23 protein-coding genes and 1 pseudogene are annotated in these 24,881 nt (G+C 69.6%); 13 read left to right on the top strand and 11 right to left on the bottom strand.

Features of this window, described 5'->3' with window-relative positions:
- The first annotated feature begins 422 nt into the window (after positions 1 to 422).
- A complete protein-coding gene (locus F3T56_RS05560) occupies positions 423 to 1,256 on the top strand; it encodes a CAP domain-containing protein (protein WP_149823555.1) in 834 nt (277 codons plus the stop codon).
- A 78-nt stretch (positions 1,257 to 1,334) separates the two neighbouring features.
- Here F3T56_RS05560 and F3T56_RS05555 read toward each other — a convergent pair whose 3' ends face one another.
- A complete protein-coding gene (locus tag F3T56_RS05555; RefSeq protein WP_149823554.1) occupies positions 1,335 to 2,186 on the bottom strand; it encodes a helix-turn-helix domain-containing protein in 852 nt (283 codons plus the stop codon).
- 256 nt (positions 2,187 to 2,442) lie between these two features.
- Between F3T56_RS05555 and F3T56_RS05550 the strand changes: the two genes are divergently transcribed.
- Positions 2,443 to 2,901, top strand: coding sequence for an ATP-binding protein (locus tag F3T56_RS05550; protein ID WP_149823553.1), 459 nt, complete (start codon positions 2,443 to 2,445; stop codon positions 2,899 to 2,901).
- A 60-nt stretch (positions 2,902 to 2,961) separates the two neighbouring features.
- Here the strand turns inward: F3T56_RS05550 and F3T56_RS05545 are convergent, their stop codons facing one another.
- Genes F3T56_RS05545 through F3T56_RS05535 form a run of 3 tightly spaced genes read right to left on the bottom strand, consistent with a single transcriptional unit; the run spans position 2,962 to position 6,193 of the window.
- Positions 2,962 to 4,800, bottom strand: coding sequence for a carbohydrate-binding domain-containing protein (locus F3T56_RS05545; protein ID WP_149823552.1), 1,839 nt, complete (start codon positions 4,798 to 4,800; stop codon positions 2,962 to 2,964).
- On the bottom strand, positions 4,797 to 5,591 hold the full coding sequence (locus F3T56_RS05540) for a VTC domain-containing protein (RefSeq protein WP_149823551.1): 795 nt from the start codon (positions 5,589 to 5,591) through the stop codon (positions 4,797 to 4,799). Before F3T56_RS05540 ends, F3T56_RS05545 begins: the two co-directional genes overlap by 4 nt.
- Positions 5,588 to 6,193: a DUF4956 domain-containing protein gene (locus tag F3T56_RS05535; RefSeq protein WP_149823550.1), complete on the bottom strand. Its 606-nt coding sequence runs from the start codon at positions 6,191 to 6,193 to the stop codon at positions 5,588 to 5,590. The genes F3T56_RS05540 and F3T56_RS05535 overlap by 4 nt, the downstream gene beginning before the upstream one ends.
- Positions 6,194 to 6,436: 243 nt before the next feature.
- Between F3T56_RS05535 and F3T56_RS05530 the strand changes: the two genes are divergently transcribed.
- Complete coding sequence (locus F3T56_RS05530) at positions 6,437 to 9,568, top strand: S8 family serine peptidase (protein WP_149823549.1); 3,132 nt, start codon at positions 6,437 to 6,439, stop codon at positions 9,566 to 9,568.
- Positions 9,569 to 10,155: 587 nt separating this feature from the next.
- Here F3T56_RS05530 and F3T56_RS05525 read toward each other — a convergent pair.
- Positions 10,156 to 10,407, bottom strand: a complete 252-nt coding sequence (locus F3T56_RS05525) for a DUF2283 domain-containing protein (RefSeq protein WP_149823548.1) — start codon at positions 10,405 to 10,407, stop codon at positions 10,156 to 10,158.
- A 180-nt stretch (positions 10,408 to 10,587) separates the two neighbouring features.
- On the opposite strand from F3T56_RS05525, the gene F3T56_RS05520 reads away from it, so the two are divergent.
- From F3T56_RS05520 to F3T56_RS05500, 5 genes are all read left to right on the top strand, one after another.
- Complete coding sequence (locus F3T56_RS05520) at positions 10,588 to 11,190, top strand: pathogenesis-related family 1 protein (protein ID WP_281291805.1); 603 nt, start codon at positions 10,588 to 10,590, stop codon at positions 11,188 to 11,190.
- Between the two features lie 80 nt (positions 11,191 to 11,270).
- On the top strand, positions 11,271 to 11,984 hold the full coding sequence (locus F3T56_RS05515) for a nucleotidyl transferase AbiEii/AbiGii toxin family protein (protein ID WP_149823547.1): 714 nt from the start codon (positions 11,271 to 11,273) through the stop codon (positions 11,982 to 11,984).
- Positions 11,981 to 12,169 (top strand): hypothetical protein, encoded by a 189-nt coding sequence (locus F3T56_RS05510; protein WP_149823546.1) that lies wholly within the window; start codon positions 11,981 to 11,983, stop codon positions 12,167 to 12,169. Before F3T56_RS05515 ends, F3T56_RS05510 begins: the two co-directional genes overlap by 4 nt.
- 165 nt (positions 12,170 to 12,334) lie before the next feature.
- Positions 12,335 to 12,754, top strand: a complete 420-nt coding sequence (locus F3T56_RS05505) for a hypothetical protein (protein ID WP_149823545.1) — start codon at positions 12,335 to 12,337, stop codon at positions 12,752 to 12,754.
- On the top strand, positions 12,751 to 13,125 hold the full coding sequence (locus tag F3T56_RS05500; protein WP_149823544.1) for a hypothetical protein: 375 nt from the start codon (positions 12,751 to 12,753) through the stop codon (positions 13,123 to 13,125). The genes F3T56_RS05505 and F3T56_RS05500 overlap by 4 nt, the downstream gene beginning before the upstream one ends.
- 8 nt (positions 13,126 to 13,133) lie before the next feature.
- Here the strand turns inward: F3T56_RS05500 and F3T56_RS05495 are convergent, their stop codons facing one another.
- Together F3T56_RS05495 and F3T56_RS05490 are read right to left on the bottom strand one after the other, a co-directional pair.
- Positions 13,134 to 13,313 carry a DUF397 domain-containing protein gene (locus F3T56_RS05495; protein ID WP_149823543.1) on the bottom strand — a complete coding sequence of 60 codons (180 nt, stop codon included), beginning with the start codon at positions 13,311 to 13,313 and terminating at the stop codon, positions 13,134 to 13,136.
- 5 nt (positions 13,314 to 13,318) lie between these two features.
- Positions 13,319 to 14,170, bottom strand: coding sequence for a helix-turn-helix domain-containing protein (locus tag F3T56_RS05490; RefSeq protein ID WP_149823542.1), 852 nt, complete (start codon positions 14,168 to 14,170; stop codon positions 13,319 to 13,321).
- Between the two features lie 254 nt (positions 14,171 to 14,424).
- Here F3T56_RS05490 and F3T56_RS05485 point away from each other — a divergent pair.
- From F3T56_RS05485 to F3T56_RS05475, 3 genes and pseudogenes are all read left to right on the top strand, one after another.
- Positions 14,425 to 14,873: pseudogene (locus F3T56_RS05485) on the top strand (ATP-binding protein).
- Positions 14,874 to 14,887: 14 nt separating this feature from the next.
- Positions 14,888 to 15,178, top strand: coding sequence for a hypothetical protein (locus F3T56_RS05480; RefSeq protein ID WP_149823541.1), 291 nt, complete (start codon positions 14,888 to 14,890; stop codon positions 15,176 to 15,178).
- Positions 15,179 to 15,427: 249 nt separating this feature from the next.
- Positions 15,428 to 16,396 (top strand): NAD(P)-dependent alcohol dehydrogenase, encoded by a 969-nt coding sequence (locus F3T56_RS05475; protein WP_149823540.1) that lies wholly within the window; start codon positions 15,428 to 15,430, stop codon positions 16,394 to 16,396.
- Positions 16,397 to 16,431: 35 nt separating this feature from the next.
- On the opposite strand, the gene F3T56_RS05470 is transcribed toward F3T56_RS05475, so the two are convergent.
- The gene (locus F3T56_RS05470) at positions 16,432 to 17,052 is read right to left on the bottom strand and encodes a GOLPH3/VPS74 family protein (RefSeq protein WP_149823539.1); all 621 of its coding nucleotides are present in this window, start codon (positions 17,050 to 17,052) and stop codon (positions 16,432 to 16,434) included.
- A 107-nt stretch (positions 17,053 to 17,159) separates the two neighbouring features.
- Here F3T56_RS05470 and F3T56_RS05465 point away from each other — a divergent pair, with 107 nt between their 5' ends.
- Positions 17,160 to 17,756, top strand: coding sequence for an O-methyltransferase (locus F3T56_RS05465; protein ID WP_149823538.1), 597 nt, complete (start codon positions 17,160 to 17,162; stop codon positions 17,754 to 17,756).
- A 594-nt stretch (positions 17,757 to 18,350) separates the two neighbouring features.
- Here F3T56_RS05465 and F3T56_RS05455 read toward each other — a convergent pair.
- From F3T56_RS05455 to aspS, 3 genes are all read right to left on the bottom strand, one after another.
- Entirely contained in the window at positions 18,351 to 19,352 is a 1,002-nt protein-coding gene (locus F3T56_RS05455) for an intradiol ring-cleavage dioxygenase (RefSeq protein ID WP_149823537.1), read from the bottom strand.
- A 154-nt stretch (positions 19,353 to 19,506) separates the two neighbouring features.
- A complete protein-coding gene (locus F3T56_RS05450; RefSeq protein ID WP_149823536.1) occupies positions 19,507 to 20,418 on the bottom strand; it encodes an intradiol ring-cleavage dioxygenase in 912 nt (303 codons plus the stop codon).
- A gap of 150 nt (positions 20,419 to 20,568) precedes the next feature.
- A complete protein-coding gene (gene aspS, locus F3T56_RS05445; RefSeq protein WP_149823535.1) occupies positions 20,569 to 22,332 on the bottom strand; it encodes an aspartate--tRNA ligase in 1,764 nt (587 codons plus the stop codon).
- A 271-nt stretch (positions 22,333 to 22,603) separates the two neighbouring features.
- Here aspS and F3T56_RS05440 point away from each other — a divergent pair, with 271 nt between their 5' ends.
- Positions 22,604 to 24,868, top strand: a complete 2,265-nt coding sequence (locus F3T56_RS05440) for an ATP-binding SpoIIE family protein phosphatase (protein WP_149823534.1) — start codon at positions 22,604 to 22,606, stop codon at positions 24,866 to 24,868.
- The last annotated feature ends 13 nt before the right edge of the window (positions 24,869 to 24,881 follow it).

The following is a 24,881-nucleotide window of genomic DNA, read 5'->3' as shown; positions in this document are numbered from 1 at the left end:
CCGTACGGGGGTCCGCTCTCTCGGGAAACCCCGCCCTTCCAGTCTGCACCGATTCAACAGTGACATGCATCACGCCGGAGTTGTTCATGAATATCGCCGACTGCCCGATTTCCAATCATCGACAACTCCCTCCTTTCGAACACCAATCGGTCATCAGACATCATTATTGCTAATTCAACCGGTCGTCCAGGCTCGATGACCTCGGCGCGCGCGGCTTCTGGAGAGCTCATTCCACCTGTTCCCAGGGGCCTGTTCGCGGATTCCGGGCGGCCGGAGCCACGGTCCCGCACACCCCGGCGAGACGCCGTCGGCACCGCTCGACGGTCGGACGGGTGTTCGTTGCCCCCTGCGCGCGAGGGTCCCCATAATGACGGCTCGCCAGGGCCAAGGCCGGCCGACGTCGCTTGTGAGTGAGGCCACGTATGAGCAAGCACCGCCAGAGAAAGAAACGCTCCAAACGCAGCAAGATAGCCATCGCGTCGGCTGTCGTAGTGGCGGTGGGCGCCATCGGCATACCCGTAGCCGCGCAGGCGAGCGGCGTCGGACTCGGCTTCGGCTTCGGCTTCGGCTTCGGCGACTGGCGCAGCGTGGCGTCCTCCTGGTGGGGAGGGGACGAGTCGAACACGGCGGCTCCCGCGCGGCCGTCGCGCACACCTTCCGCGTCCGCGACACCCTCCGCCCCGGCCACCTCCGCCGAACCCACCGGCAAGCCGAGCCCCTCTCGCTCCCGCAGCACCCCGAGCGGGTCACCCTCGAAGTCCCCGAGCCCGACCCCCAAGCGCACCGCCGACAAACCCGCCAAGACCACGCCGCCGCCGAGCACGCCCAAGCCCACGCGCGCCGCCAGCACTCCTCGCGACTCCGCGAACACCGCGGCCTCCGGCCCCACGGCCCGGGTGCTGGAGTTGGTCAACTCCGAACGCGCGAAGGCGGGTTGCGCGCCGGTCACCGTGGACGCCAAGCTCACCAAGGCCGCGCAGAACCACAGCCAGGACATGGCCGACCACCAGAACATGTCCCACACCGGTTCCGACGGCTCGTCCATGACCGACCGGCTCGCCCGTGTCGGATACCAGTACAGCTCCGCGGGCGAGAACGTCGCCGCCGGGTACGGCACCGCCGAGAGCGTCATGGACGGCTGGATGAACAGCCCCGGCCACAAGGCCAACATCCTGAACTGCGGCTTCAAGGAAATCGGCATCGGCCTGGCAAGCCCCGGCAACTACTGGACCCAGAACTTCGGCTCACCCGCGTAGCCGGAACAAACTCGTTCCCTTCGGCCCCACCGGAGAAGGAAGACTTCTGCCAGTACGACGCCGGCGCCCTGTCTCGCCTCACAGTTCGCGCGCCACCTTGTGGATGAGGTCCCGCGACGCGGTGGGCGTGAGGGACGCTTCTTCCACCTTGCGAAAGAGATTTCGGGCCCTGACAAGCCGATCCTCGGCATCCACGAACGCACTGCCATGTGGCGTGTCATGGTGCACGGTGTCCAGACGGGGCAGTCGCCCACCGACCCACATCAGCGAACTGTTGGCACCGCCGAAACCATCGGCTTCGAAGGGCACGACCCGGACACTGACGTTGGGTCGCTCCGAGAGCGTCAAGATCTCCCGCAGCTGAGCACGGGCGTCTTCGCGGTCTCCCACTTTGACGCGCAACGCTGCTTCATGGACGACCGCTTGGTACTCAACAGGTGGGTCGCGATCCAGGACCACCCGGCGGTGCATGTGATGCGCCACCCATACATCCAGCTCACCGGAGGGCAGTTCGGGTACCACGTAGGAGAACACCGCGCGTGCGTAGTCCTCGGTCTGGAGAATGCCCGGTACGTGCGTCGTAGCGATCACCTTCAGGAATCGCGCGTGATGTTCCAACTCCGACAGGTCCAGGAAGGCCGGCGGCAGCGCCCCCCGATATGCCTGCCACCACCCCCGGGTACGGTCCGTGGCCATCTCCGCCAAGGCATCGATGAGTTCGACATCCGAGCAGGCGTAGTGCCCGGCAAGCCGTCTCAGTCTGATATCGCTGACTCCCGCACGGCCGGCTTCGATCTGGCTCACCTGGATGGCGTTGACACCCATCCGCTCCGCCGCTTCTCGTCCGGTCATTCCGGCTGCCTCGCGCAGCTTGCGCAGCTCGAGCCCCAACCTCAGTTGGCGAGCCGTGGGTCGGCTCCTTGGCGCCATCGACGCCTCCCTTTTCGGCCTGTCGACCCTGCCTGATCACAGTGCGTCGACAGACTCGAACCCTACCCGACTCAGGGGATTAGGGTTGCGACGGATTAACCCTATCCCCTACTGTCGGTGACGCGACGCACACACTGCGGAATGCCGGGGCGTCCTGGAAGCGCAGCACCGCACCGTCCTGCCAGGACGGGCGCGGCAGAGCCACCGCCCCCGAGCACAGTGAGCCCAACTCCCCTCCATCTCTCAGGAGTCACGCATGCCCGAAACCGGAGACCAGCCCAGCGACCGCAACGAACCCTGGACCTACACCCTCTCCATCCCCAACGACCCCCGCGCCGTGACGATCTGCCGCCGCACCCTCCGTCACGTCCTCACCCTCCACGGCCTCTCCCACCTCGCCGAAGCCGCCGAACTCGTAGCGAGGGAACTGGTCGCCAACGCCGTACAGCACACCAAGGGCCCGGCAGCCATAAGGCTCCACTGGTCCGCCCCGATCCTCCGCATCGGCGTATGGGACACCGATCCCGACCCGCCGGTCCCGGCATGCCTCACCGCCACCACGCACCCCAAGCGCCCCGGCCTCGAAAATGGCCGTGGCCTCACCCTCGTCAAGGCGTGCTCCGACAGGTGGGGCTGGTACACCCTCGGCAGCACAGGCCAACCGCCCCATGGCAACGGCAAGTTCGTCTGGTGCGAACTCGCCCGCGCGGCGTGAACCCCTCTGCCACGAAACGCCCAGGGCGCCCGGAGCTCTCTCCTCCGGGCGCCAAGTCCGCTACTGCCTGCCACCGCCCGGGCCTCCGCCACCGAAGCCGCCCTCCGGGGCCTCGCCTGCCGTGGCCGTGGCGATCTTTTCGGCGTTGCCGAGTCTGCCGGACTCGGTGAGGCCGCCGGTGTCGGAGCCGGAGGTGGTGCCGCCGGAGTAGACGGTGTACTCCTCGCCGCTCTTGATCGACTCGGCCGAGTAGACGACGTTCTGGATCGTCTTGGAAGTGACGTACGAGGCCACGACCTCGCCGTCCGCGTCGACGATGTGGAGGGTCGTGCCGGCCTCGACCGACGCGTCCAGCGTCGCCGACAGCCAGCCCTGGGCGGACTCGGTGTCCGGGGCTACGACCATGCCGGCGCTGCCGGAGGCGAGGAGTGTGCCGCCGCTGACGGTGAAGCTGCCGTTGACGTCGAGGGCGCCGTTGCCGCCCTGCTCGGGGCCGTTGACGACGATCGTGCCGCCGGTGATCTCGGCGGTGCCGTTGGAGTCGAAGCCGTCGCCCTGGGAGTTGAGGACGAGGGTGCCGCCGGTGACCTTGGCCGTGTAATCGCCTACGCCCATGCCGCCACCGCCGCCGGGACCGCCACCCTGGTCCTCGGTGGTCGCCTCGCTGCCGGAGGCGTTCACGCCGTCGTCGTTCGAAGTGACCGTCGTCGTACCGCCGCTGACCAGGATGTCCTTGCCCTCCAGGCCTTCGTTGGAACCGGTGATGTTCACCGTGCCCTTGCTGATGACCAGGTCACCCTCGGCGTGTACGCCGTCGTCGCCGGCGGAGAGGGTGACCTCGGCGCCGCCGACGTGGACGGCCGCCTCGCCGTGCAGGGCGTCGGCGGAGGCCGAGACGTCGATGGTGCCGCCTTCGAGAACCGTGATCACGCCGGACTTCAGGCCGTGCGCGGAGGTGTCGTCGGAGGCCTCGGCCTTCACGGTCAGCTTGCCGCCGGTGACGACGAGGTCGGTGGCGGCGTCCACGGCGTCGCCGGCCGCGGTGACGGAGACCGTCCCGCCGTCGACGGCGATGTAACCCGCGTCCTCCTCGTCCGCGTTGTCGGACTTCAGGCCGTCGCCCTTGGCCGTGACGGTGAGCGTGCCGCCGTTCACGACCAGGTAGTCCTTGCCGCGGATGCCGTCGTCGGCGGCCTCGACGGTGATGTTGCCGCCCTCGACGACCAGGCCGTCCTTGCCTGCGATCGCGTCGTTGCCGTTCCCCTTCACGGTGAGCGAGCCGCTGCCGCCGATCGTCAGGTCGCCCGCGCTGTAGAGGGCGGCGTTGGCCTCCGCGTCGTCGGCGTAGGAGTCGGTGTCGCTGAGGGTGTTCTCGCTGCCGTCCGCGAGGACGACGACCAGCCGCTCGGCCTCGGTCGCGGCGATCGCGGCCCCGGAGGAGCTGGAGATGTCGACTCCGTCGAGGACCAGCTTCACGGTCGCCTCGGGGGCGGTGATCACGATCTGGCCGTCGTCGAGGGAGCCGCTGAGCAGGTAGGTGCCGCTGGAGGTGATGGTCACCGTGGACCCGTCTACGTCCACACCCTTGCCGTCGGCCGAGGCCGAGTCGCCGTTCAGTTCGATGGCGACGGCGTCGGACTCGTCGTACTCCGTGTCGCCGTCCTCGGCGTGCGTCTCCTCGTTGGCGGCGAGTACGGCGGACGCCGTCTGGGAACCGTCCACCGCCGCGGCCGCGCTCGACGACGAGGCGGACGAGTCGGACGACGCGGAGGCCGAATCGCTCCCGGAGGAGCACCCGGCCAGCGCGGCCGTGGCGAGGAGGACAGAGGCGAGGGCGCCCGCCACCTTCGTACGAAGGCCGCGTGCTGTTCTCTTCCATGAGCTGGGTCGGATGTTCATGCGGGACTCCCGTTCAGTGCGGGTGCGGTGGGGAAGTGGCGCCGCAGGACGGGCAGCCAGCGGTTGGCGGGCAGGTCGGGCCGGAGCGCGGCGAGCCCGGTGCCGTACTTGGAGACCGGGACGGGCCGGTGCCCCAGCGACCACAGCAGCCGGTCGGCGCCGGAGCCCGCGCGCCCGGCCTTGGTCTCGACGATGGTCCGCTCGGGGGTGCGCAGTTCGGTCCCGTCGGGCAGGGCCCAGGTCAGGTCCGTGTCGACGGTGACCCGGCTGCCGCTGCCCGGCAGGAACAGCGTGGTCCGGCGGTAGCGGGTGGTCAGCGTGGGCAGCAGCCGGAAGCCCCGTGAGTTGATGCCCGCCTCGCCGAGCATCTCGTCGGCGTACGCCCGGGCCTCGGGGCCCAGCCGCCACAGGTCACCCTCGTACGGGATGCGCTGCTTGACCGTCGTACCGCGCGGGCCACGCGTCTTGACCTCGAAGTAGTGCACACCCGATGCCAGATACGTGCGGATGCGGAGCTTGAAGCGGCGTCGGCGGCGCCGGGCCGCGCCCAGGTAGCCGTCCATGTCCGGGGTGTCGAAGTACACGGACCGGTACGCGAACTGCCGCTGTCCGTCGACCTCCAGGACCTGCGCGTCCTCGTCGAGCCCGCCGATCACGAGCGGCAGGTCGGCGGTGGGCAGCATGTACTTGCGGTCCACGCGGGTCAGGAGTTCGGCGCGCTCGACGAGTTCGTCGAGGCCGATGGGGCGCAGCAGTCCGACCACCGATGCGACCGAGTCGACGGCGGTCATGCCCGCACCTCGTGATCGACGCGGTGGCCCGCCGTCTCCTGCGGCGCCCGCGATCCCTCTCCGGTGACGACGTAGCGGACCTCGACCAGGGTCATGTCGTTGACCAGGTCTACGCTCTGCACGGAGAGGTTCACCACGCGCCCGCCGAGCAGCATTTCGAGGTGCGCGCGCAGGGCGTCCTCGTCGGTGTAGGCCGCGTCGAGGCGGAGGCTGCGCTGCCGGTAGCGGCCGAAGAGCTTCGGGTGGTCGCCGACGTACATCGTGGCGACGATCAGCGCCATGAGGAGGATCGACAGGACGTTCACCTTCTCCGGCAGCCCGGCCAGCAGGCCGAGGGCGAGGGCGGAGAAGTAGTACGCGATCTCGTGCTGCGCGATCTCGTTGGATCGCAGCCGGATGATCGACAGGACGCCGAAGAGGCCCATCCCGAGGCCGATGCCCACCGAGGAGGAGCTCAGCGTCATCGCCACCGCGAGGACGCCGATGTTGACGCCGAGGAAGGCGGCGATGAGGTCCCGGCGGTGGTGGCGCGGGAAGTAGACCGCGAAGGTCAGCAGGGAGATGGCGGCCAGGTCGGCGACCACGAGAAGGGTCTGGTCCATGACAGTGGACGATCGCGGGTGAAGCTTTGAGCTCCCTTTGCCTTTCCTTAACGGAGCTTGAGAAGTACGGGAGGCCAATGCAAGGCGAACTTCCGGCGCTTCGGCGAGGAGCTGTGGAGCAGCCGTGAAGGTTCCCGGTTACTTGACGGTTCAAGAGCTTCTACTGGTGAGTCACCTGTTTCATTTGAGGCCATGGGGGATCGGGGGACGAGTCTTACCCAATTCGATTGACATGGACCACAGTTGACTCACCATCACATACGCCCGAGAGCGGCCGTCACGTTTCTGGCGCCGCTCCTCGCCGGAGCCCTGACGCTGACCGCCGTCACCGCTCCTACCGCCTACGCCGCCGACAACTCCAGGGAGAACGGCCGTAGTTACGACCCCGGCATCTACGTCGTGACGCTCGCCGACCCGTCCGTCGCCGCCTACGAGGGCGGTCTGCCCCGTCTGAAGCGGACGGCACCGAAGGGCGGCAAGCGGCTCGACCCCGACTCCGGCGCGGTCGACGCCTATCGAGAGCACCTGGACGATCGCCGCGACGACGTCCTCGACGCCGTACCCGGCGTCAAGCCGCTCTACGACTACGACTTCACGCTCAACGGTTTCGCCGCGAAGCTGACCGGCCGGCAGGCGTCGAAGCTGGCGGGGACGTCGGGGGTGGTCTCGGTGACGCGGAGTAAGGTCAGCAAGTTGACCGCCGACGCCCCGACGCCCGACCACGGCCCCGCGGCCGACGCCCTCGGCCGATCCGACGCCCCGACCGACATCGCGAAGGCACCCGCCGCGTCCGACACCAGCAAAACCACCGGCTCCGCCTCCCTCCCCGACCTCCCCGCCATGCTGGGCCTGTCCGGCGACAAGGGGCTGTGGTCGAAGTTCGGCGGCCCCGAGCACGCCGGTGAGGGCATGGTCGTCGGCATCGTCGACACCGGCTTCGACCCGTCGAACCCGATGCTCGCCCCGCTGCCGGAACCCCGCCCCGACGCCGGGATCATCGCCAAGAAGTGGCGCGGCGCCTGCGACGAGGGCAGCGACCCCGACCCCGCCAACCGTGTCACCTGCAACAACAAGGTGATCGGCGCCCAGTGGTTCCGCAAGGGCGTGGCCGAGCCCACCCCCGACGACGTGGCCTCACCGCTGGACCGGGACAGCCACGGCACACACACCGGTACGACGGCCGCCGGGAACCACGGCGTCGAGGCGTCGATCCCCGGCAGCAACACCAGCGGCAAGCTCAGCGGAGTCGCGCCGGCCGCGCGGCTGGCGTACTACAAGACCTGCTGGAGCACGAACTGCGCGGACGTGGACACCGTGGCCGCGATCGACCGGGCCGTCGCGGACGGCGTCGACGTCATCAACTACTCCATAGGCGGGGACATCGCGAGCCCGCCCACCAAGGAGGCCATGTTCAACGCGGCCAAGGCGGGCGTGTTCGTCGCCGCCTCGGCGGGCAACAGCGGCCCGGACACGGTTGAACACACCGCCCCCTGGGTGACGACGGTCGCCGCGTCGACGCACGACACGGACTACACCGCGTCCCTCGCCCTCGGTGACGGCCGCCGCTTCACCGGGCGCAACATGAACCCGAGCGTCCCCTCGACGCCGCTGGTCAACGCCGCCGACGTACGCAAGTCGGACGCGACCGCCGAGCGGGCCGCGCTGTGCGCGCCGGGCACGCTCGACCCCGAGCGGACCAAGGGGAAGATCGTCGTCTGCGACCGGGGCGGCGAGGGCATCTTCGTCGGGACCAAGGCCACCGAGGTCAAGGCGGCCGGCGGCGCGGCGATCGTCCTCACCCACACCCCGACCAGCGCCCAGGACTTCTTCGCCTTCGTCTTCTCCGTCCCCGTGTTCCAGGTGGGCAAGGAGGACGCGCCGGCGGTGAAGGAGTACGCGGCCACCGCGGGCGCGACCGCCGAGTTCATCCCCAGCGAGAGCCACAAGGTCACGACGCGGGACGTCACCTCCTTCTCCTCCAGCGGCCCCGACCACTACAGCGACGGCGACCTGCTCAAGCCGGACATCGCCGCCCCCGGCGAGACCGTCCCGGCGGGCACGGTGCCGGGCGGCCTGCAGGGATACGCGGGCTCGTTCGGCTTCATGTCCGGTACGTCGATGGCGGCGCCGCACATCGCGGGCCTCGCGACCCTGCTGAAGCAGCTCCACCCGAGCTGGTCGCCGATGGAGATCAAGTCGGCGCTGATGACGACGGCGACGACGAAGGACGAGGCTGGCGACCCCGTCGGCCGCCAGCTCGCCGACTCCGCCACCCCGCTCGACTACGGCGCCGGCACCCCCCGCGTCACCCGCGCCGCCGACCCCGGCCTGGTCTACGACTCGACGTCCGCCGACTGGACCGCGTACCTCTGCGCCATCGGCAACCCCCCGGCGGCCGAGAACGGCGAGGACCCCTGCGCCACGGCCGCGCCACTCGACCCCAGCGACCTGAACTACCCGTCGATCTCGGTCGGCGACCTCTACGGCCTCCAGACGGTCACCCGCAAGGTCACCAACGTGTCCCCGGAGACGGCCACGTACCAGGCCAAGCTCCAGACCCCGCCCGGCTTCCGCGCCGAGGTCACCCCGAAGCGGCTGACGCTGGCGCCGGGCGAGTCGGCCTCGTACAGGGTTCGCTTCGAGCGTACGGACGCCACCCTCGACACCTGGTCCTACGGCTCCCTCACCTGGAGCGACACCCACGCCCGTCACCGGGTCACCAGCCCGATCGCCCTGAGCCCCACGCACTTCGCGGCGCCGGACGAGGTCACGGTCAGCGGCGAGGACTCGGTGAAGCTGACCGCCGGGGTGGGCTGGACCGGCTCCCTGACGGCCAAGGCGGCCCTGTACACCGGCGAGAGGACGACCGGCACCCTCACCGGCACCGACCAGTCCGCCTTCTGGGAGAGCCAGCACACCAACGACGCGGTCGTGAAGCACCGCGTCCACGTCCCCGAGGGCGCCGCCTTCACCCGCCTGGCCATCACCACCGCCGACCACCTCCCCGGCAGCGACCTCGACCTGTACGTCTTCGACACCGCCGGCAACCACATCGGCCGCTGGCCGGACGTCGGCTCCGACGAACACACCGACCTGCCGCCCGGCGACTACGACGTCTACGTCCTCCAGTACGAACTCCCGGCCGGCGCGACCAGCCAGCAGTACACCCTGTGGAGCTGGAAGGTCGGCCAGGGCGAACCGGCGCTGCCCCCCACGGTCAGCCCTTCCAGCCAGCGAGTCACCGCGGGCGACCGCCCCGAGGTGACGGTGACATGGGGTTCGGGCGCGACGCGCGGCGAACGGTACGTCGGGGTCGTGGAGTTCGGGGACGGCGAGACGGTGGTGGGACGTACGCCCTTGATGGTGACGCCGTAACTCCGACTGAGGGTTGCTGATCCCTCATTCGTTCCCGGGTCCCGGGTTCCGCTCCAGGAACCCGGGACCCGTCCCGTGTGGGGAGCGCTAGAAGTGGCATGTCGCGCCGTCAACTGATCACGCAAATCGCAGGCAGTCACTCTCCCAGGGGTGCGCATGCCGGCAAATGCCATGTGATTCCGCACAGCGGCCATTGCCGCAGGCCAGGGGCCATCCAGCCCCGCGCAATGGGTGCTGGTCGTCGCGATCGTCCTCCTGAGGATCTGCTGCGCCCTGATGTTCATAGGAGGGCCGCGCTTCGGCTGCCTCGGCACCATCACAGCCGCACTCGTCTTCCCGATCAGCCGCATCGCCGCCCTTTCCCTCGGGACTGGTCGGCCAACACCCTCTAGGTGCACTTGCGGCAGAGATCGCCTTTCTGGCTTCGTGTGCGGCTGTCGCCGCGGTGCTCGATCGCCAGGAGCGGCGAAAGCGGCGGGCCGGCTTGGACTACTGGGAAGCATGGCGCAAGAGCCCTCGCACAATGGAGGAGATGAGGGACTACTGGGACATGGGGGACTGATCCGCGACGGGCGATTGGCTCGTTCTCAGGACGCACCCTCGGCGTCCAGGCGCTCCGCCGACTCAAGCAGGTACGTCGGCAGCTTCGCACTGGCCCCCAGCACCTCGACACCGATGAGGCGCCCCTGTTCGTCGAAGTCGAGGTTGATCATGCCGCCGACCTGCACGGGATCACAGGGGTACATGGCCGCCGACGCCGTGGCACGGGCTTGTGGGTCGGCGAGGTAGACGTAGGCCGCGTCCGCGGTTCGGTCATACGTGACTCTGACATCCGCCATGGTCGGCGCGCTCCTTCGCTCTGTGAGTTCATGCCGGGAAAGAGGTTCTCAAACCCCCTGCCTCCCGGTTTCCCCCGATGGGATGGCAGGTCACTCCGTCCGCCACGGCGAGTCCTGCCCCTCCTCTACAACTGGCAACGCCAGGAAGGAAGTTGGGGCGACAGAGGGAGGGCACGGGGAGTGCGGCAGAACAGGGTGCGGGCGTTGGCCGCCGCGGCGGCGGCGATGGTGACACTCACACCGGGGGCGGCGCAGGCGGTCGGTCACCACTCGACGGCGGGGGAAGCCGTGGCGGGGGCGGTAACTGGGGCAACGGAGGTGGCTGATGTAGCTGGGGTGGCTGAGGTGACCGGCGCGGGGGCGCGAAAACGTGAGATCAACGGCCTCCTGACGATCGTCAACAAGGCGCGAGCCGATGCAGGTGTCCCTCCCCTCGTCTGGGACGACTCGGTCGCCGGACAGGCCCGTTACTGGGCCGGGCGGCGCGTCGACGACTGCCGGCTGACGCACTCGAACAGCCGGTACGGCGAGAACCTGGCCAAGGGATCCAGCCCCGACTTCTCGATGTCGGACGCGGCCCGCCTGTGGGTGGACGAGAAGCCCGACTACGACCGCGCCTCGAACTCCTGCGTGAACGGGAAGGAGTGCCTCCACTACACCCAGGTGGTGTGGCGCGCCTCGACGAGGATCGGCGCGGCGAAGACCAGGTGCGACAACGGCTGGACGTACGTCGTCGCGAACTTCGACCCACCGGGCAACTGGGTGGGCCGACGGCCGTACTGACCGGCTGACGGGGGCCGGGGCCGTGATAATCCCCCCATGGCCCCACCTCCACCAGTCACGACCACCCCACAGGCCACCACATGAACGGCCTCGACCTTCCCGAGCCCGCCGACCCGGTCCACCACCTCCTCACCGACATCCTGACCATCGGCGCCCCCTACGCCCTGGCCCTGACCGGCGACCACGCGGTACGGGCACACGGCCTGACCGAGGCGAGACCGCCGGGCCGGCACCTGGAAGTGGCGACAGAGCACCCGGCCCCCATGGAGCAGATCGCCGCCACGGTCCGAACAGGCCTGGCGGAACGAGGCTGGCTGCTGGAGGAGGTGGAGACCGATCCCCTCTCCGCCCGCCTCCGCATCACCGACCCGACCACAGCGGAGGAACGCACCCTCGACGTCCTCAAGGAAACCCTGTGGCGCCCCCCGGTCGAGACGCCCCTGGGACCGGCCCTTGCCCTCGAAGACGTGGTCGGCACCAAGGTCCGCGCCCTGGCCGACCGAGGCGCCCCCCGGGACCTCATCGCGGTCCACGCCGCCGCCGATCGCTGGACCCTCCCCGAACTGGAGGAACTGGCCCGCCGCCACACCTCCGCCGGCTTCGACCTCACCGACCTCCAGTCCCGTCTGGAGAGCATCGAGTGGCTCGCCGACCGGGAATTCACTCGCCACGGCCTCGACGAACGGGCCACCATGTCACTCCGCCAGTGGGCCCAGTCCTGGGCCGACGACATCGCCGAACGCCTCCTGGAAGAGGAGGCGATGAACCCCCCTCCGGAGGACGACCCCTGGTGAGCAAACGACGCTACGTCGCCCGAGGCGTCCCCGGCGGCTACCGCATCTACGACAACCGCCGCCGGGGCTGGTGGGGCGACCTTTACGAACTCTGCCCCGACGACCTCCTGACAGAGCTGAACGGCGGGAAGGACCCGGAGAAGGTGGTGGCGCTGGTGAGGCGGTACCGGGCCCTGAAGCGATAGTCCGGCGGAGCCGTTGGGATGCCCAATTGGGTCGTGAGTCTCAGCGACACGCCGTGACCGCGGCGTGTCGCTGAGACTGAAAGCACAATCGCCGGTGGCCCTACGGGATTAGCCAACAGTCCCTACGCTGTGTTGGCGATGGGCCGTGCGGGGGAAGGGCTGGGGATGAGCGCGGAGATTGTTCAGTTGGTGGGCCAGGCGGGCCCGTACCTGACGGCGGCCGTGGTCGCGTACGGCACCGGGGTGCTGACGCGAGCGGAGAGCGCGGCGGTGGAGGCCACGGCGAACATCGGCCGCCGGATGCTCCAGGCGGTGTGGCACCGCCGGGACGAGCAGGGGCGGGCGGAGCTGGAGTCGGCGGTGGCGGACGCGGCGCGGGAACCGTCGGACGGGGACGCGTCGGCGGCCCTGCGCCAGCAGATCAAGCGGGCGTTGCGTGAGGACGCGGAGCTGCTGCGCGAGCTGGCGGGCCTGTTGCCATCCGGAGGCGTGACGGTCACGGCGTCGGGGACGAGGGCGATCGCGGCGGGCGGCAACATCGGCGTTGCCATCACGGGCGACGGCCACACCACACCACGCCCGTGATCGGCGAGCAGCCCCCGGAGGTATCGGCCTCCGGCGACCGCGCGATGGCTGCGGGCGGCTCCATCGGCGTGGCGATCAGCGGGGACAACACGCGCGTGGTGTTGCTGCCGCCGGAGGCGGTGCATTGGGCGCGAACGGTCCGAGCTCCGGCGGAGGCCGGTTACTTGCCGGGTTCGGCCGGGGTCCGCATAGCCTTCGCCATCCGCTGGGCCACAGCCGCGCGCACCATGCCCAGGTGCACGTACGGCTTACCGCTGTGGATGACCATGGGGCGGACACTGCCCCAGACGCTCTCGGGGAAGCCGAGACCGGCCAGAGCCTCCCGGATCGCCTCCGCCGCGTCGGTGGCCTCTTTGCGGCCGTCCCGGTAGGTCTGCGGTCAGAGGCGCTCCGCCTGGAGCCGCCGGAGGAGCGCGGCGAGGCCGGTGGGGGCGAGGGGAAGTATTCGGGTCGGGTCGTCGCTCTCGCGTAGGAGCAACTCGGTACCACAACAGGCAAGTTCGACACACTCGTTACCGTCGGCGCCACCGGAGAAGGTCGACTTCTGCCACTGAGCCACGTCTCTTACAGCTCCTTCGCCAAACGGTGGATGAAGTCCCGGGACTTCACGGGGTCGAGCGATGCCGACTCCACCTTACGAAAGAGCGTTCGCATGGCGATGAGCTGAGAAGCCTCGTCGAGGAAGGCGGTCCCGTACGGGGTGTCCCGCTGCACCGTGTCCAGCGCGGCCACCGGTCCGCCCAGGTAAAGCAGCGCTGCGCTCGCACCGGCGAAGCCGTCGGTGTCGAAGGGAACCACGCGCACGGTGACGTTCGGACGCTCCGACTTCCGGAGGATCTCGTCCAGTTGGGCCCGTTGCACGCTCCGGTCGGCGACGCGCGTCCGCAGCACGGACTCGTGGATCACCGCCTTGTACTCGACGGCCCCGTCACGCGTGATGACAGCTTTGCGGCGCATACGATGCCCGACCCGTGGCTCCACCTCGCCCCCCGTGAATTCCGGAACCCAGTACGCGAACACCGCCCGCGCGTACTCCTCCGTCTGCAACAGTCCCGGAAGGTGCGCGGTCCCGATCACCTGGATCGACCTGGCGTGATGCTCCAGCTCCGCCAAGTCCAGGAACGCCGGCGGCAACACCTCTCGGTACTCCTTCCACCAGCCACTCGTACGGTCAGTCGCCATCGCCACAAGGGCCTCGATCAGTCCCTCGTCCTCACACACGTAGAGCGCGGCGAGTCTGCGTACGCGCTCCTCGCTGACCCCCGACAACCCGGACTCGACCTGACTCATCTGCGCCGAGGTTGACGACAGAAGCCGCGCCGCCTCCTTGGCCGACATCCCTGCCGCGTCCCGCAACTTGCGCAGCTCGGCACCCAGTCGCACCTGCCGGGCGGTCGGCTGACTCCTCGGCGCCATGGCGGCTCATCCCCTCAACAGCACTGCCTGAAGGCCCCGTTGGACCCCCTCGTTCGGGTGTCAGGTTACGCGAACGGCTTGCAGGAGGAGAAATTTCTCCTCTACCGTCAGTGACGCGCCGCACACGCTGCGAATCGCCGGGACGTCCCGGAAGCGCACCGCACCGCCGTGCCATGGCGGGCGCGGCAATGCCACCGCCCGCGACCACAGCGCAGCCCAACTCCCAACTCCCCTGCACCCCACAGGAGTCACGCATGCCCGAACCCGAGGAATCCACCAGCCAACTCACCGAACCCTGGACCTACTCCCTCTCCATCCCCAACGACCCCCGAGCCGTCACCATCGCCCGCCGCACCCTCCGCCTGATCCTCACCCTGCACGGCCTCCCCCACCTCATCGAAGCCGCCGAACTCCTCGCCTGCGAGCTGGTCGCCAACGCCGTGCAGCACACCAAGGGCCCGGAGGCGATGAGGCTCCGCTGGTCGGCCCCGATCCTCCGTATCGGCGTATGGGACACGGACCCCACCCCACCGGCCCTGCCCCCCTCACCGCCGCCCCAATGCCGTCCCTCGAATCCGGCCGAGGCCTCACCCTCATCGAGGAGTGCGCCGACAACTGGGGCTGGTACTACCTCGGCTCAGCAACCCAACGCCCGAACAGCCACGGCAAGTTCGTGTGGTGCGAACTCACCCCGGCGGCGTGATAAGGAGAGCAGCAATGGTGCTGGAAGTCGGAGGCATCGTGGGCAGCTACTTCCCTGGCCACGGCACTCTCATCGAGGAGACTTTCCTCCGCGGCGTCACCGCCGGCCGGATCGAGGAGCGGGCTTCGTTGGTGCTGCACCTTCTGGAGAAGAGACGCATCCCCACCCTGGCCTCCACGCGAGAGCGCATCAGCTCGTGCCATGACCCCGTCACCCTGCTGCACTGGGTGGACGAGGCCCTCACGGTCACCAACGCCGAGGAACTGTTCGACCGGTTCCCCGAAGCGTCCAGATCAACAAGTTAGGTAGAACCAATCTACGTAGATTGGTTCTACCTAGATCCGCCTGGCAGTCCTGAGGGAGGGCGGGGCACATCCCCGGGCGGCAGCAGGCGGGGTCAACCGTCCGCCGTAGGAAAGCTCATCCTGCCCGCTTCCAAAACCGCCCTCAGGAATCTGGTCAGCCGTTCGAGCCGCCGAGATGCTCGGAACAATCGGGGTGCTCAGCGCAACCGGGACATTCGACGTCGGGGACCGCAAAGAGGAGCTACGGCCATGAAGGCGATCGTTCAGGATGCGTACGGGTCGGCGGATCTTCTGGAGCTGCGGGACATCGAGCGCCCCGTACCCCGCGACGACGAGGTGCTGGTCGAGGTGCGTGCCGCCGGTTGCGGGCCCGAGGTGTGGCATCTGATGACGGGGCGGCCGTATGTGGCCCGGGTCGCGCTGGGGCTTCGTAGGCCCAAGAACCCCGTACGGGGGTGGGACGGAGCCGGGCGGGTCGAGGCGGTCGGGGCGAAGGTGACCGGATTCAAGCCGGGGGACGAGGTGTTCGGCAACTGCGAGGGCTCGTTCGCTCAGTACGCGCGGGCCAAGGCCGACAAGATCGCGCTCAAGCCCGCCAACCTCACGTTCGAACAGGCGGCCGCCCTCCCCGTCTCCGGCATGACCGCCCTCCAGGCCCTCAGCGGCAAGTCCCGCCCACAGCCCGGCCAACGGGTCCTCGTCATCGGCGCGTCCGGCGGCGTGGGAACGTACGCCGTCCAGCTCGCCACGATGTACGGCGCGGAGGTCACCGGCGTCTGCGGTCCGACCGGCGCGGACCTCGTCCGCTCACTCGGCGCCACCCATGTCATCGACTACACACGCGAGGACCTCACCGACAGCCCGCACCGCTACGACGTCATCGTCGACAACGCGGGGCTTCGGCCGCTGCCGGTACTCCGCCGCGTCCTCACGCCACGCGGCACTCTCGTCATCGTCGGCGGCGAGGGCGGCAGCGGCTTCCTCGGCGGCATGAGCCGTGGTCTCCGGGCCGTCCTGCTCTCGCCGTTCATCGCGCAGAACCTCCGCAACCTCGTCTCCCTCAGCCGTCAAGAGGACCTCCTGGCCCTCAAAGACCTCGCTGAGCAGGGCAGGATCATCCCGGCCATCGACCGCGCGTACCCCCTCGGCGAGGCACCCGCGGCCCTCCGCCATCTGCGCGACGGCCACCCCCGGGGCAAGCTCGTCATCACGGTCTGAACCGTCTGACGCTCACTCGGTCACCGTCCAACCGCTCACGTCACCGTCGTGATCACCACCACCGTCGTCACCATCGCCGCCGCCGTGAGGGCCGCCGCCGTCGCGGCCGCGGTCTCGGCCATGCGGCGGAGGGCCGGGTCCGCCCAGTGGTGTCCGGCGATCCCGGCCATGCGCTGTTTGGCCGGCGAGCCGTCGGTGTCCGCCTCGGGGAAGGCGAGGGCCTGGAGTTCGCCGTGGTGGAGGAGGGTGATCAGGGCGGCGGTGCGGGGGTCCGGGTCGGCTCCCTCCAGGACCACCTCGGCCAAGCGGCGTCGCAGGGCCGACTCCACGCTGCCGTCCGACTCCGGGTACCTGGTCGTGCGGAAGACCAGGAGGACCCGGCGCTTCTCCTTGCGGATCAGGCCCTTGGCCATGAGGCCCTGGATCGCGGTCTCGTACTCCTCGTTGCGGTGCTCAAAGATCCACTTCTCGGCGTCGTCCGGCAGCGCCGCCTCCGCCGCGTCGCCGGACAGGGCCCGTTCCAGCAGGGTCGCCACGGCGATCGCGTCCATCGTCCGCAGGGGCAGCCGGCTCTCTCCCGTGGCGTCGTCGAGGGAGAGGAGGAGGACTTCTTCGCCGAGGGTCGTGGGGGTGGGCGTGGAGGGGGAGGTGGTCATGGTCTGTAGGACGTGGGCCGAAGTACCCCAGTTCCGGGCCCACCCGAACCGGAATCGGAACCGGAATTCGGTTGAGCTGTCCCTCACCCCGCTCCCAGAATCCCACCATGGACGACAACCCAACCACCGCCCAACTCCCTACCGGACTCCCGGAGTTGCAGGCGGCCGCCCGCGCCACCGGATTCACCATGTCCTGCGACCCCCGCACCGGCAGCCTCCTCGCCGCCCTCGCCGCGACCCGCCCCGGCGGGCGGATCCTGGAGCTCGGGACCGGTGTCGGCGAAGGCACCGCCTGGCTGCTGGACGGGATGAGCGAGGACGCGACCCTTGTCACCATCGAGCTCGACGACTCCGTACAGGCCATCGCCCGCCGACAACTCGGCGGCGACGAACGGGTCATCTTCGTGACGGGCGACGGCGGGCGCTGGCTGGAGGAGTACGACGGCGCCCCCTTCGATCTCGTCTTCGCGGACACCTGGCCCGGGAAGTTCACCCATCTCGAACGGGCGCTGGAGCTCGTCGCCCCGGGCGGCACGTACGTCATCGACGACCTGCTGCCCCAGCCCGGCCGGCCGGAGGGTCACGAGGCGGCGGTGACGGATCTGCTCGCGGTTCTGGAGGCGCGCTCCGACTTCCGTACGGCCCGGCTGGCCTGGTCGAGCGGGCTGCTGATCGCCGTACGGTCCACCGACTCCGCCCCCTGAACCATCGCGTCCAGGCCCAACGCGGTACGGGCCGCCCGTACATGACCCAGCCCCTCGGCCGCCGTCCGGGTCACCGACGCGTACTGGTCCGGCGTCCGCGCGGCGGACAGTTGGGCGCGCGCGGTGCGGAGGCGTTCGGTGGCTTCGGTGAGGGAGTGGGCCGCGTCGCCGTCCGCCCCGGCCTGCGCCCGTACGTCGATGCCGGACAGGCTGCCGCCGAGCCGGACGACCCAGCGGTTGGCGTCGGCCTCCGCGTCCAGGTCGGAGAGGTCGCCCCGGCCGGGGCGCGGGCCGGCCGAACGTCGCTGCGCGACGACCGCGACCGCCGCTCCGACGATCAGCAACAGTGCGAGCAGTACGGCGAATGCCATGGTCCCCTCCGGCCCTTCCGGTCCTCTGCCGGGTGACATCGCCGCACCCTGCCGCATCTATGAGACCTCCCGCCGCTGTGCGCTCCCCGCGAGAAGTCTGTGCCGCTCCTGAGATCCCAAAAAGGGGCAGCCCGGACATGGCAAAGGCCCGGAACCCAGGGGGTGGGGTTCCGGGCCGTTCGCCGAGCCGTACGTCCGTCGGCTCGGCTGCGTCGTACGACCGTCAGCTCGCGGAGGCGGAGGCGGAAGCCGTCTCCGGCGCGCCGGGCTGTACCGAGTCGTCCGTGCCCGTGTTGGTGGCCTCGGGGTCGACGCCCACCGTGATGGAGCCGATGACGCCCTTGGCGATGTCGTTCTTCTTGTACTTCAGCTTGAGCAGGCCGCCCTGGGTGCCGCTGCCGTCGTAGATCGTGTCCTCGTCGAGCGTCGTACGCTCGGTCGTGGACGTCGAGTACGGCTCGACCTCGGCGGAGGCGAGCACCGACTCCTCGTCGAAGAAGAACTGGCCGGTGTGGCAGGTGGTGCCACCCTCGTAACCGGCGTCCGTCCACTCACCGTTGACGTGCACCTTGGTGTGGATGTGGACGCAACGGCCCTGGTACCAGCCGGGGAAGATCGTGGTGAAGGTGACGAAGCCCTTCTTGTCGGTCTTCCAGGTGCCGCGCAGGTAGCGGGTGTCGCTGGTGGGCTCCTCGTGCACGCCGCCGCCACCGCCACCGCCGGCCGGGGGCTCGCCGGTGGGAGGCTCGCCGGTCGGCGTGCCGGAGGGGGCGTCGGTGGGGGCGGTGCCGCCGCCCCCGGAGAAGCTCTCGTAGCCCGAGTAGAGACCCAGCGCGTCGCAGTGCCAGACGTCGACGGCCGCGTTGCGGATCGGCTTGCAGGTCTCGGAGTCGATCACCTTGATGCGGAGGGTCATGGGGATGCCCTCCTTGTCCTCGGTGATGTCCTGGCGGAGCTTGTCCGCGTCGATGTAGTACGGGCCCTCGGTGGTCTCCGAGGTGAGCTTGTAGCACTCCTCGCCGGCGCTGGCGCTGGTGGAGGAGAGGGGGGTGGCGGTGCCCTTCTTGTTCGTGCCCGCGCTCGCGGTCGCGACGACCGCTCCGCCCGCGGCCACGGCGGCCACGGCGCCCGCGCCCGCCACGACGACCTTGCGGCGCGTCAGGTCCCGCTTGTGCTTCGGCCCCTGGGCCGTCTCGTTCTCGTTTCCGGTCTGGTTTCCCGTCATGCCGAGGAAATTAGGGAGCCAGGCTGTCAAAGCCGTAAGAAAGGACTGTGGTTTGCCATGCATTCCCAAGCGGAGGGAAAGGAGGCCCGAAATCGCCGTCTATTTCGGGCCCCCTTTCGGCAAAAACTCTGGATAGGCTTACCTTACCTATGCTCTAACTCGCGGACGGCGACGCCGACGCGCTCGGCTGCGGCAGCGTCCCCGTCCCGTCATTGGTCGCCTTCGGGTCCACGCCCACCGTGAGGGAGGCCCGGACCCCCTTGGAGATGTCCCGCTTGTCGTAGCGCAGCTTGAGCAGTCCGCCTCGGGTGCCGCTGCCGTCGTAGATCGTGTCCTCGTCGAGGGTCGTACGCTCCGCCGTGTTGGACACGTACGGCTCGACCACCGCGGAGGCGAGGACCGACTCCTCGTCGAAGAAGAACTGGCCGGTGTGGCAGGTGGTGCCACCCTCGTAACCGGCGTCCGTCCACTCACCGTTGACGTGCACCTTGGTGTGGATGTGGACGCAACGGCCCCGGTACCAGCCGGGGAAGACGGTCTCGAAGGTGACGAAGCCGTGCCTGTCCGTACGCCAAGTGCCGCGCAGGTAGCGGGTGTCGTCCGTCGGTTCCTGGTGGCCGCCGCCGGGTGGCGGACCGGACGGGTCGCCGCTCGGGGGCTCACCGGTGGGCGGCTCGCCGGTCGGGGCCGGGCCGCCACCGCCGTTGCCCATGTCCTCGTAGCCGGAGTAGACGCCGACCGCGTCGCAGTGCCAGATGTCCACGGCCGCGTCGCGGATCGGCCGGCAGGTCTCGGAGTCGATCACCTTGAGGCGGAGCAGGAGCGGGATGCCCTCGCGGTCCTCGGTGATGTCCTGGCGGAGCTTGTCCGCGTCGATGTAGTACGGGCCCTCGACGGTCTCCGACGTCAGCCGGTAGCACTCCTCGCCGGGGGTCTTTCTCCGTTCACCGGCGAACGCGTTGGCCGCCAAGGCGCCACCCAGGCCCACCGCTGCGACGGTACCCGCACCCGCCACGACGACCTTCCGACGCGTCACATCATATTGAGGCTGTTGATTCGCTGTCATGCGCCGGGAAGTTAGGTAAGAAGCCTGTCAATGAGCTGAGAAAACGGCCCCTTTTCCGCACTCAGAGGAAAGGGACCTGAAATCGACGGGCGATTTCAGGTCCCTTTACGAAAAGCCGTGCAGCAAGGCTTGCCTTACTTCAGATACAGGCTACTTCGGCTGCGGCTTCCGCACCGACAGGTGCAGCTCCCTCAGCCGCGTCTCCTCCAGCTCCGTCGGCGCGCCCATCATCAGGTCCTGGGCGTTGCCGTTGAGCGGGAAGGCGATGGTCTCGCGGATGTTGGGCTCGTCCGCGAGGAGCATGACGATGCGGTCGACGCCGGGGGCGATGCCGCCGTGCGGCGGGGCGCCGAAGCGGAAGGCGCGCAGCATGCCCGCGAACTGCTCCTCGACGGTGTCCCGCTCGTAGCCCGCGATCTCGAAGGACTTGAGCATGATGTCGGGCTCGTGGTTCCGGATCGCGCCGGAGGAGAGCTCGACGCCGTTGCAGACGATGTCGTACTGCCAGCCGAGGATGTCCAGCGGGTCCTGGGTCTGAAGGGCCTCAAGGCCGCCCTGCGGCATGGAGAAGGGGTTGTGCGAGAAGTCGATCTTGCCGGTCTCCTCGTCCTTCTCGTACATCGGGAAGTCGACGATCCAGCAGAAGCGGAAGACGCCCTCCTCGAAGTGCCCGGCGCGCTTCGCGGCTTCCACCCGCACCGCGCCCATGATCTTCGAGACTTCCTCGAACTCGCCGGCGCCGAAGAACACCGCGTGCCCGGCGGCCAGTGACAGCCGCTTGGTCAGCTCGGCGACGTTCTCCTCGGTGAGGAACTTGGCGATCGGGCCGGACAGCGAACCGTCCTCCGCGACGCGTACCCAGGCCAGGCCCTTCGCGCCCTGCTCGATCGCGTACTCGCCGAGCTGGTCGAAGAACTTACGGGGCTGGGCGGAGACGTCCGGCACCGGCAGTGCACGTACGTGCTTGCCCGCGAAGGCCTTGAACTCCGAGCCCTCGAAGATGTCGGTGATATCCACCAGCTCCAGCTGGGCGCGCAGGTCCGGCTTGTCGGAGCCGTACTTGAGCATCGCCTCGCGGAACGGGATGCGCGGGAAGGGCGAGGTGACGTGACGACCGTTGCCGAACTCCTCGAACAGCTCGGTCATGAGCTTCTCGATGGGCTGGAAGACGTCCTCCTGCTCCACGAAGCTCATCTCGACGTCGAGCTGGTAGAACTCACCCGGCGAACGGTCCGCGCGGGCGTCCTCGTCACGGAAGCAGGGCGCGATCTGGAAGTACCGGTCGAAGCCCGAGATCATCAGCAGCTGCTTGAACTGCTGCGGGGCCTGCGGGAGCGCGTAGAACTTGCCCGGGTTGAGGCGGGAGGGGACGACGAAGTCGCGGGCGCCCTCGGGGGAGGTGGCGGACAGGATCGGGGTCGCCATCTCGTTGAAGCCCAGCGCCGTCATCTTGTGACGGATCGCGGAGATCACCGCCGTACGCAGCATGATGTTGCGGTGCATGCGCTCGCGGCGCAGGTCCAGGAAGCGGTACTCCAGGCGCCGCTCCTCGTTGACCCCGTCCTCGGCGTTGATGGTGAAGGGGAGCGGGGCGGCCGCGCCGAGCAACTCGACCTCGCCGACCTCGACCTCGATCTCGCCGGTGGGCAGGTCAGGGTTGACGTTCTCGGTGCCGCGGGAGACGACCTTGCCGTCCACGCGGACGGTCGACTCCTTGGAGATCTTGTCCAGCGCCTCGTACGCCGGGGTGCCCGGACGGGCGACGAGCTGCGTGATGCCGTAGTGATCGCGCAGATCGATGAAGAGGATGCCGCCCAGGTCGCGCCGATTGTGCAGCCAGCCGCTCAGCCGGACGTCGGTGCCGACGTCAGAGGCGCGGAGCTCGCCGCAGGTGTGGGACCTGTACCGATGCATCGTCGTTCATCCAGTCTTCGCTGATCGGGGATTCTGGGCTGTGTTTCACGTGAAACACAGCCCAGGGTACCGGCCGGGGCCGCCGCGTTCGGGGCGCCCCATAAGGGGCGCGGGGCTGTATCGATTTGCGGCTCCGCCGCGTGGGCGCGACCAGCCCCCACACATCCACAGCCTCCCGACGACCCTGACCCTCCCAAAACACCCCCCGGCTCCCAGCGGAGCGACTACGCTGCGGTGGCACCGTCAGATCAGCTGTTCTTAGAGTGGGTCAATGCGCACTGGTGAGCCCCCACCCACCGTGGAGGACGTCCTGTCCGCCCTCGAGACTGGGCTGTGGACCTGGGACAGCGCTGCCGGTGCCGTCACCGTGGACGCCGAAGCCGCCCGGATGCTGGGGCTGCCCCCGGAGCCGAGGACGCTCACCCAGGCCTGTGCCCGGGCGAGGCTCCACCCCGTGGACTGGAACGAGATCGTCTCCGTCGTCCAGCTCGCGGGTGCCGAGGACACCATCGCCGAGGTCCGGATCCGCGTCATGGACGAGCGGGGCCGGGTGATCCGAACGGTCCGCAGCCGCTCCAAGTCAAAGTTCGACCCGGTGCGGAACTCCGTCGAGATGATCGGCACCATCCAGGAGGTCACCGAGCCCTCGCCGGAGACCGCCTCCCGCGCCCCCGCCGTCACCGGCGACTGGCGGCGCTCACGCGAGGCGTTCCTGCTGGACGCGGGGCGCGCGCTGGCCGAGGCGCGGTCGACGGAGGAGGTGCTGCGGGTCGCGGCGGGCCTGGCGATGCCGGGCTTCTCCCCGGACGGGCTCGCCGTGTTCGGGGTGGCGGCCGACCACCTCACCGTCACGGGCCACCACGGGCACAAGAAGGGCGACGAGGCCGCCTTCCACATGCCCTTGGAGACGGACTACCCGGCCGCCGAGGTGGTGCGCACCGGCCGCGCCGTCTATCTCTCCTCCCCCGAGGAGTACAAGGCCCGCTACCCCACCTCCTGGCCGCTGGCCGAACAGTTCGGCCGCCAGTCCTGGGCGTTCCTGCCGCTGATCGTCGCCGGCCGCACCATCGGCGCGTGGATGGCGGGCTTCACCTATCCGGTCACCTTCACACCCGACGAGCGCTCGGTCCTGACCACCGTCGCCCGCATGCTCGCCCAGGCCCTGTCCCGCACGGACGCCGCCGAGACCGAACGCGAGCTGACGGACGGCCTCCAGCGCACGATGCTGCCGACCCTCGGCCCCGAGATACCCGGCATGAGCGTCGCCGCACGGTACGTCCCCACCGGCGGCGGACTCCAGGTCGGCGGCGACTGGTACGACATGATCGCCCTGCCGAGCGGCCGCTTCGCCCTCGTCATCGGCGACGTCCAGGGCCACGACGTACGCGCCGCCGGGCTCATGGGCCAGCTCCGCATCGCCCTGCGCGCCTACGCCTCCGAGGGCCACCGCCCCGACGCCGTCCTCTCCCGTGCCTCGCGCTTCCTGCACGGGATCACCAACGACTCCGCCGCCGATCTCGCCGACCTGCGCTTCGCGACCTGCCTGTACGTCGAGGTCGACCCGGTGACCGGCGTACTGGACATCGCCCGTGCCGGGCACCTCGACCCGGCGGTCCGCATGGCCGACGGCACCGTACTGCTCCGGCCGACCCCGGGCGGCCTGCCGCTGGGCATCGACCCCGACGCCGACTACCCCACCACCCAGCTGGTGCTGGAGCCCGGCGAGACCATGCTCCTGTGCACCGACGGTCTCATCGAGACCGGCGGCCACGACCTCGACACGGGCTGGCGCCGCGTCCGCACGATCCTGGAGGGGTTCGACGCGAGGCCGTACGAGGGGGACGGGGACGGCAGCGGAGACGGCAGCGTCGGCGGCGGGCTGAAGTCCGGTGGTGGCATGGGGTCCGGTGGGCTGAAGTCGGTGCCGGGCCTTCTGGAACCGGGGCGGCTGGAGGCGCTGGCCGATGTGCTGGTCCAGGCTGTGCACGGCCCCTCCTCGCACCACACCCCCGGCCCGCTCGCCGACCGGCGCGAGGACGACATCGCGATGCTGCTGCTGTGCCGGGCGGGCGAGGGCCGCGGCCGCGGTGACACCACCGCCGTACGGCCTCCCGTACGCCGTACCGCTCTGACCGTCGCCCAGGCCGAGCCCGAGCGGATCGCCGGGGCCCGCCAGCAGGTCCGTGAACTCCTGCACGACTGGACCTCCGACGACCAGATCCACTCCGCGGTCCTCCTCGTCTCCGAGATGCTCACCAACGTCCTCGTCCACACCGACGCCGACGCGCTGCTCGTCGCCGAGATGGCCGGGGAGGGGGGCAAGCGCCGGATGCGTATCGAGGTGACCGACACCAGCGACGACCTCCCGCACAAGCGCCACCCCGGCGAACTGGCCTCCTCCGGCCGCGGCCTGGTGCTCATGGACATGCTCGCGGACGCGTGGGGCGTGGATCCGCGCGGCGACGGCAAGAGCATCTGGTTCGAGCTGTACGAGGCGGCACCGGCGGACGGGTCGGACGGAAGGTTGGTCGTCTAAGTCGTCTAAGCGG

The sequence above is a fragment of the Streptomyces tailanensis genome (assembly GCF_008386495.1).
Lineage (GTDB): Bacteria > Actinomycetota > Actinomycetes > Streptomycetales > Streptomycetaceae > Streptomyces > Streptomyces tailanensis.
This window is presented reverse-complemented; position numbering and strand designations above follow the sequence as displayed.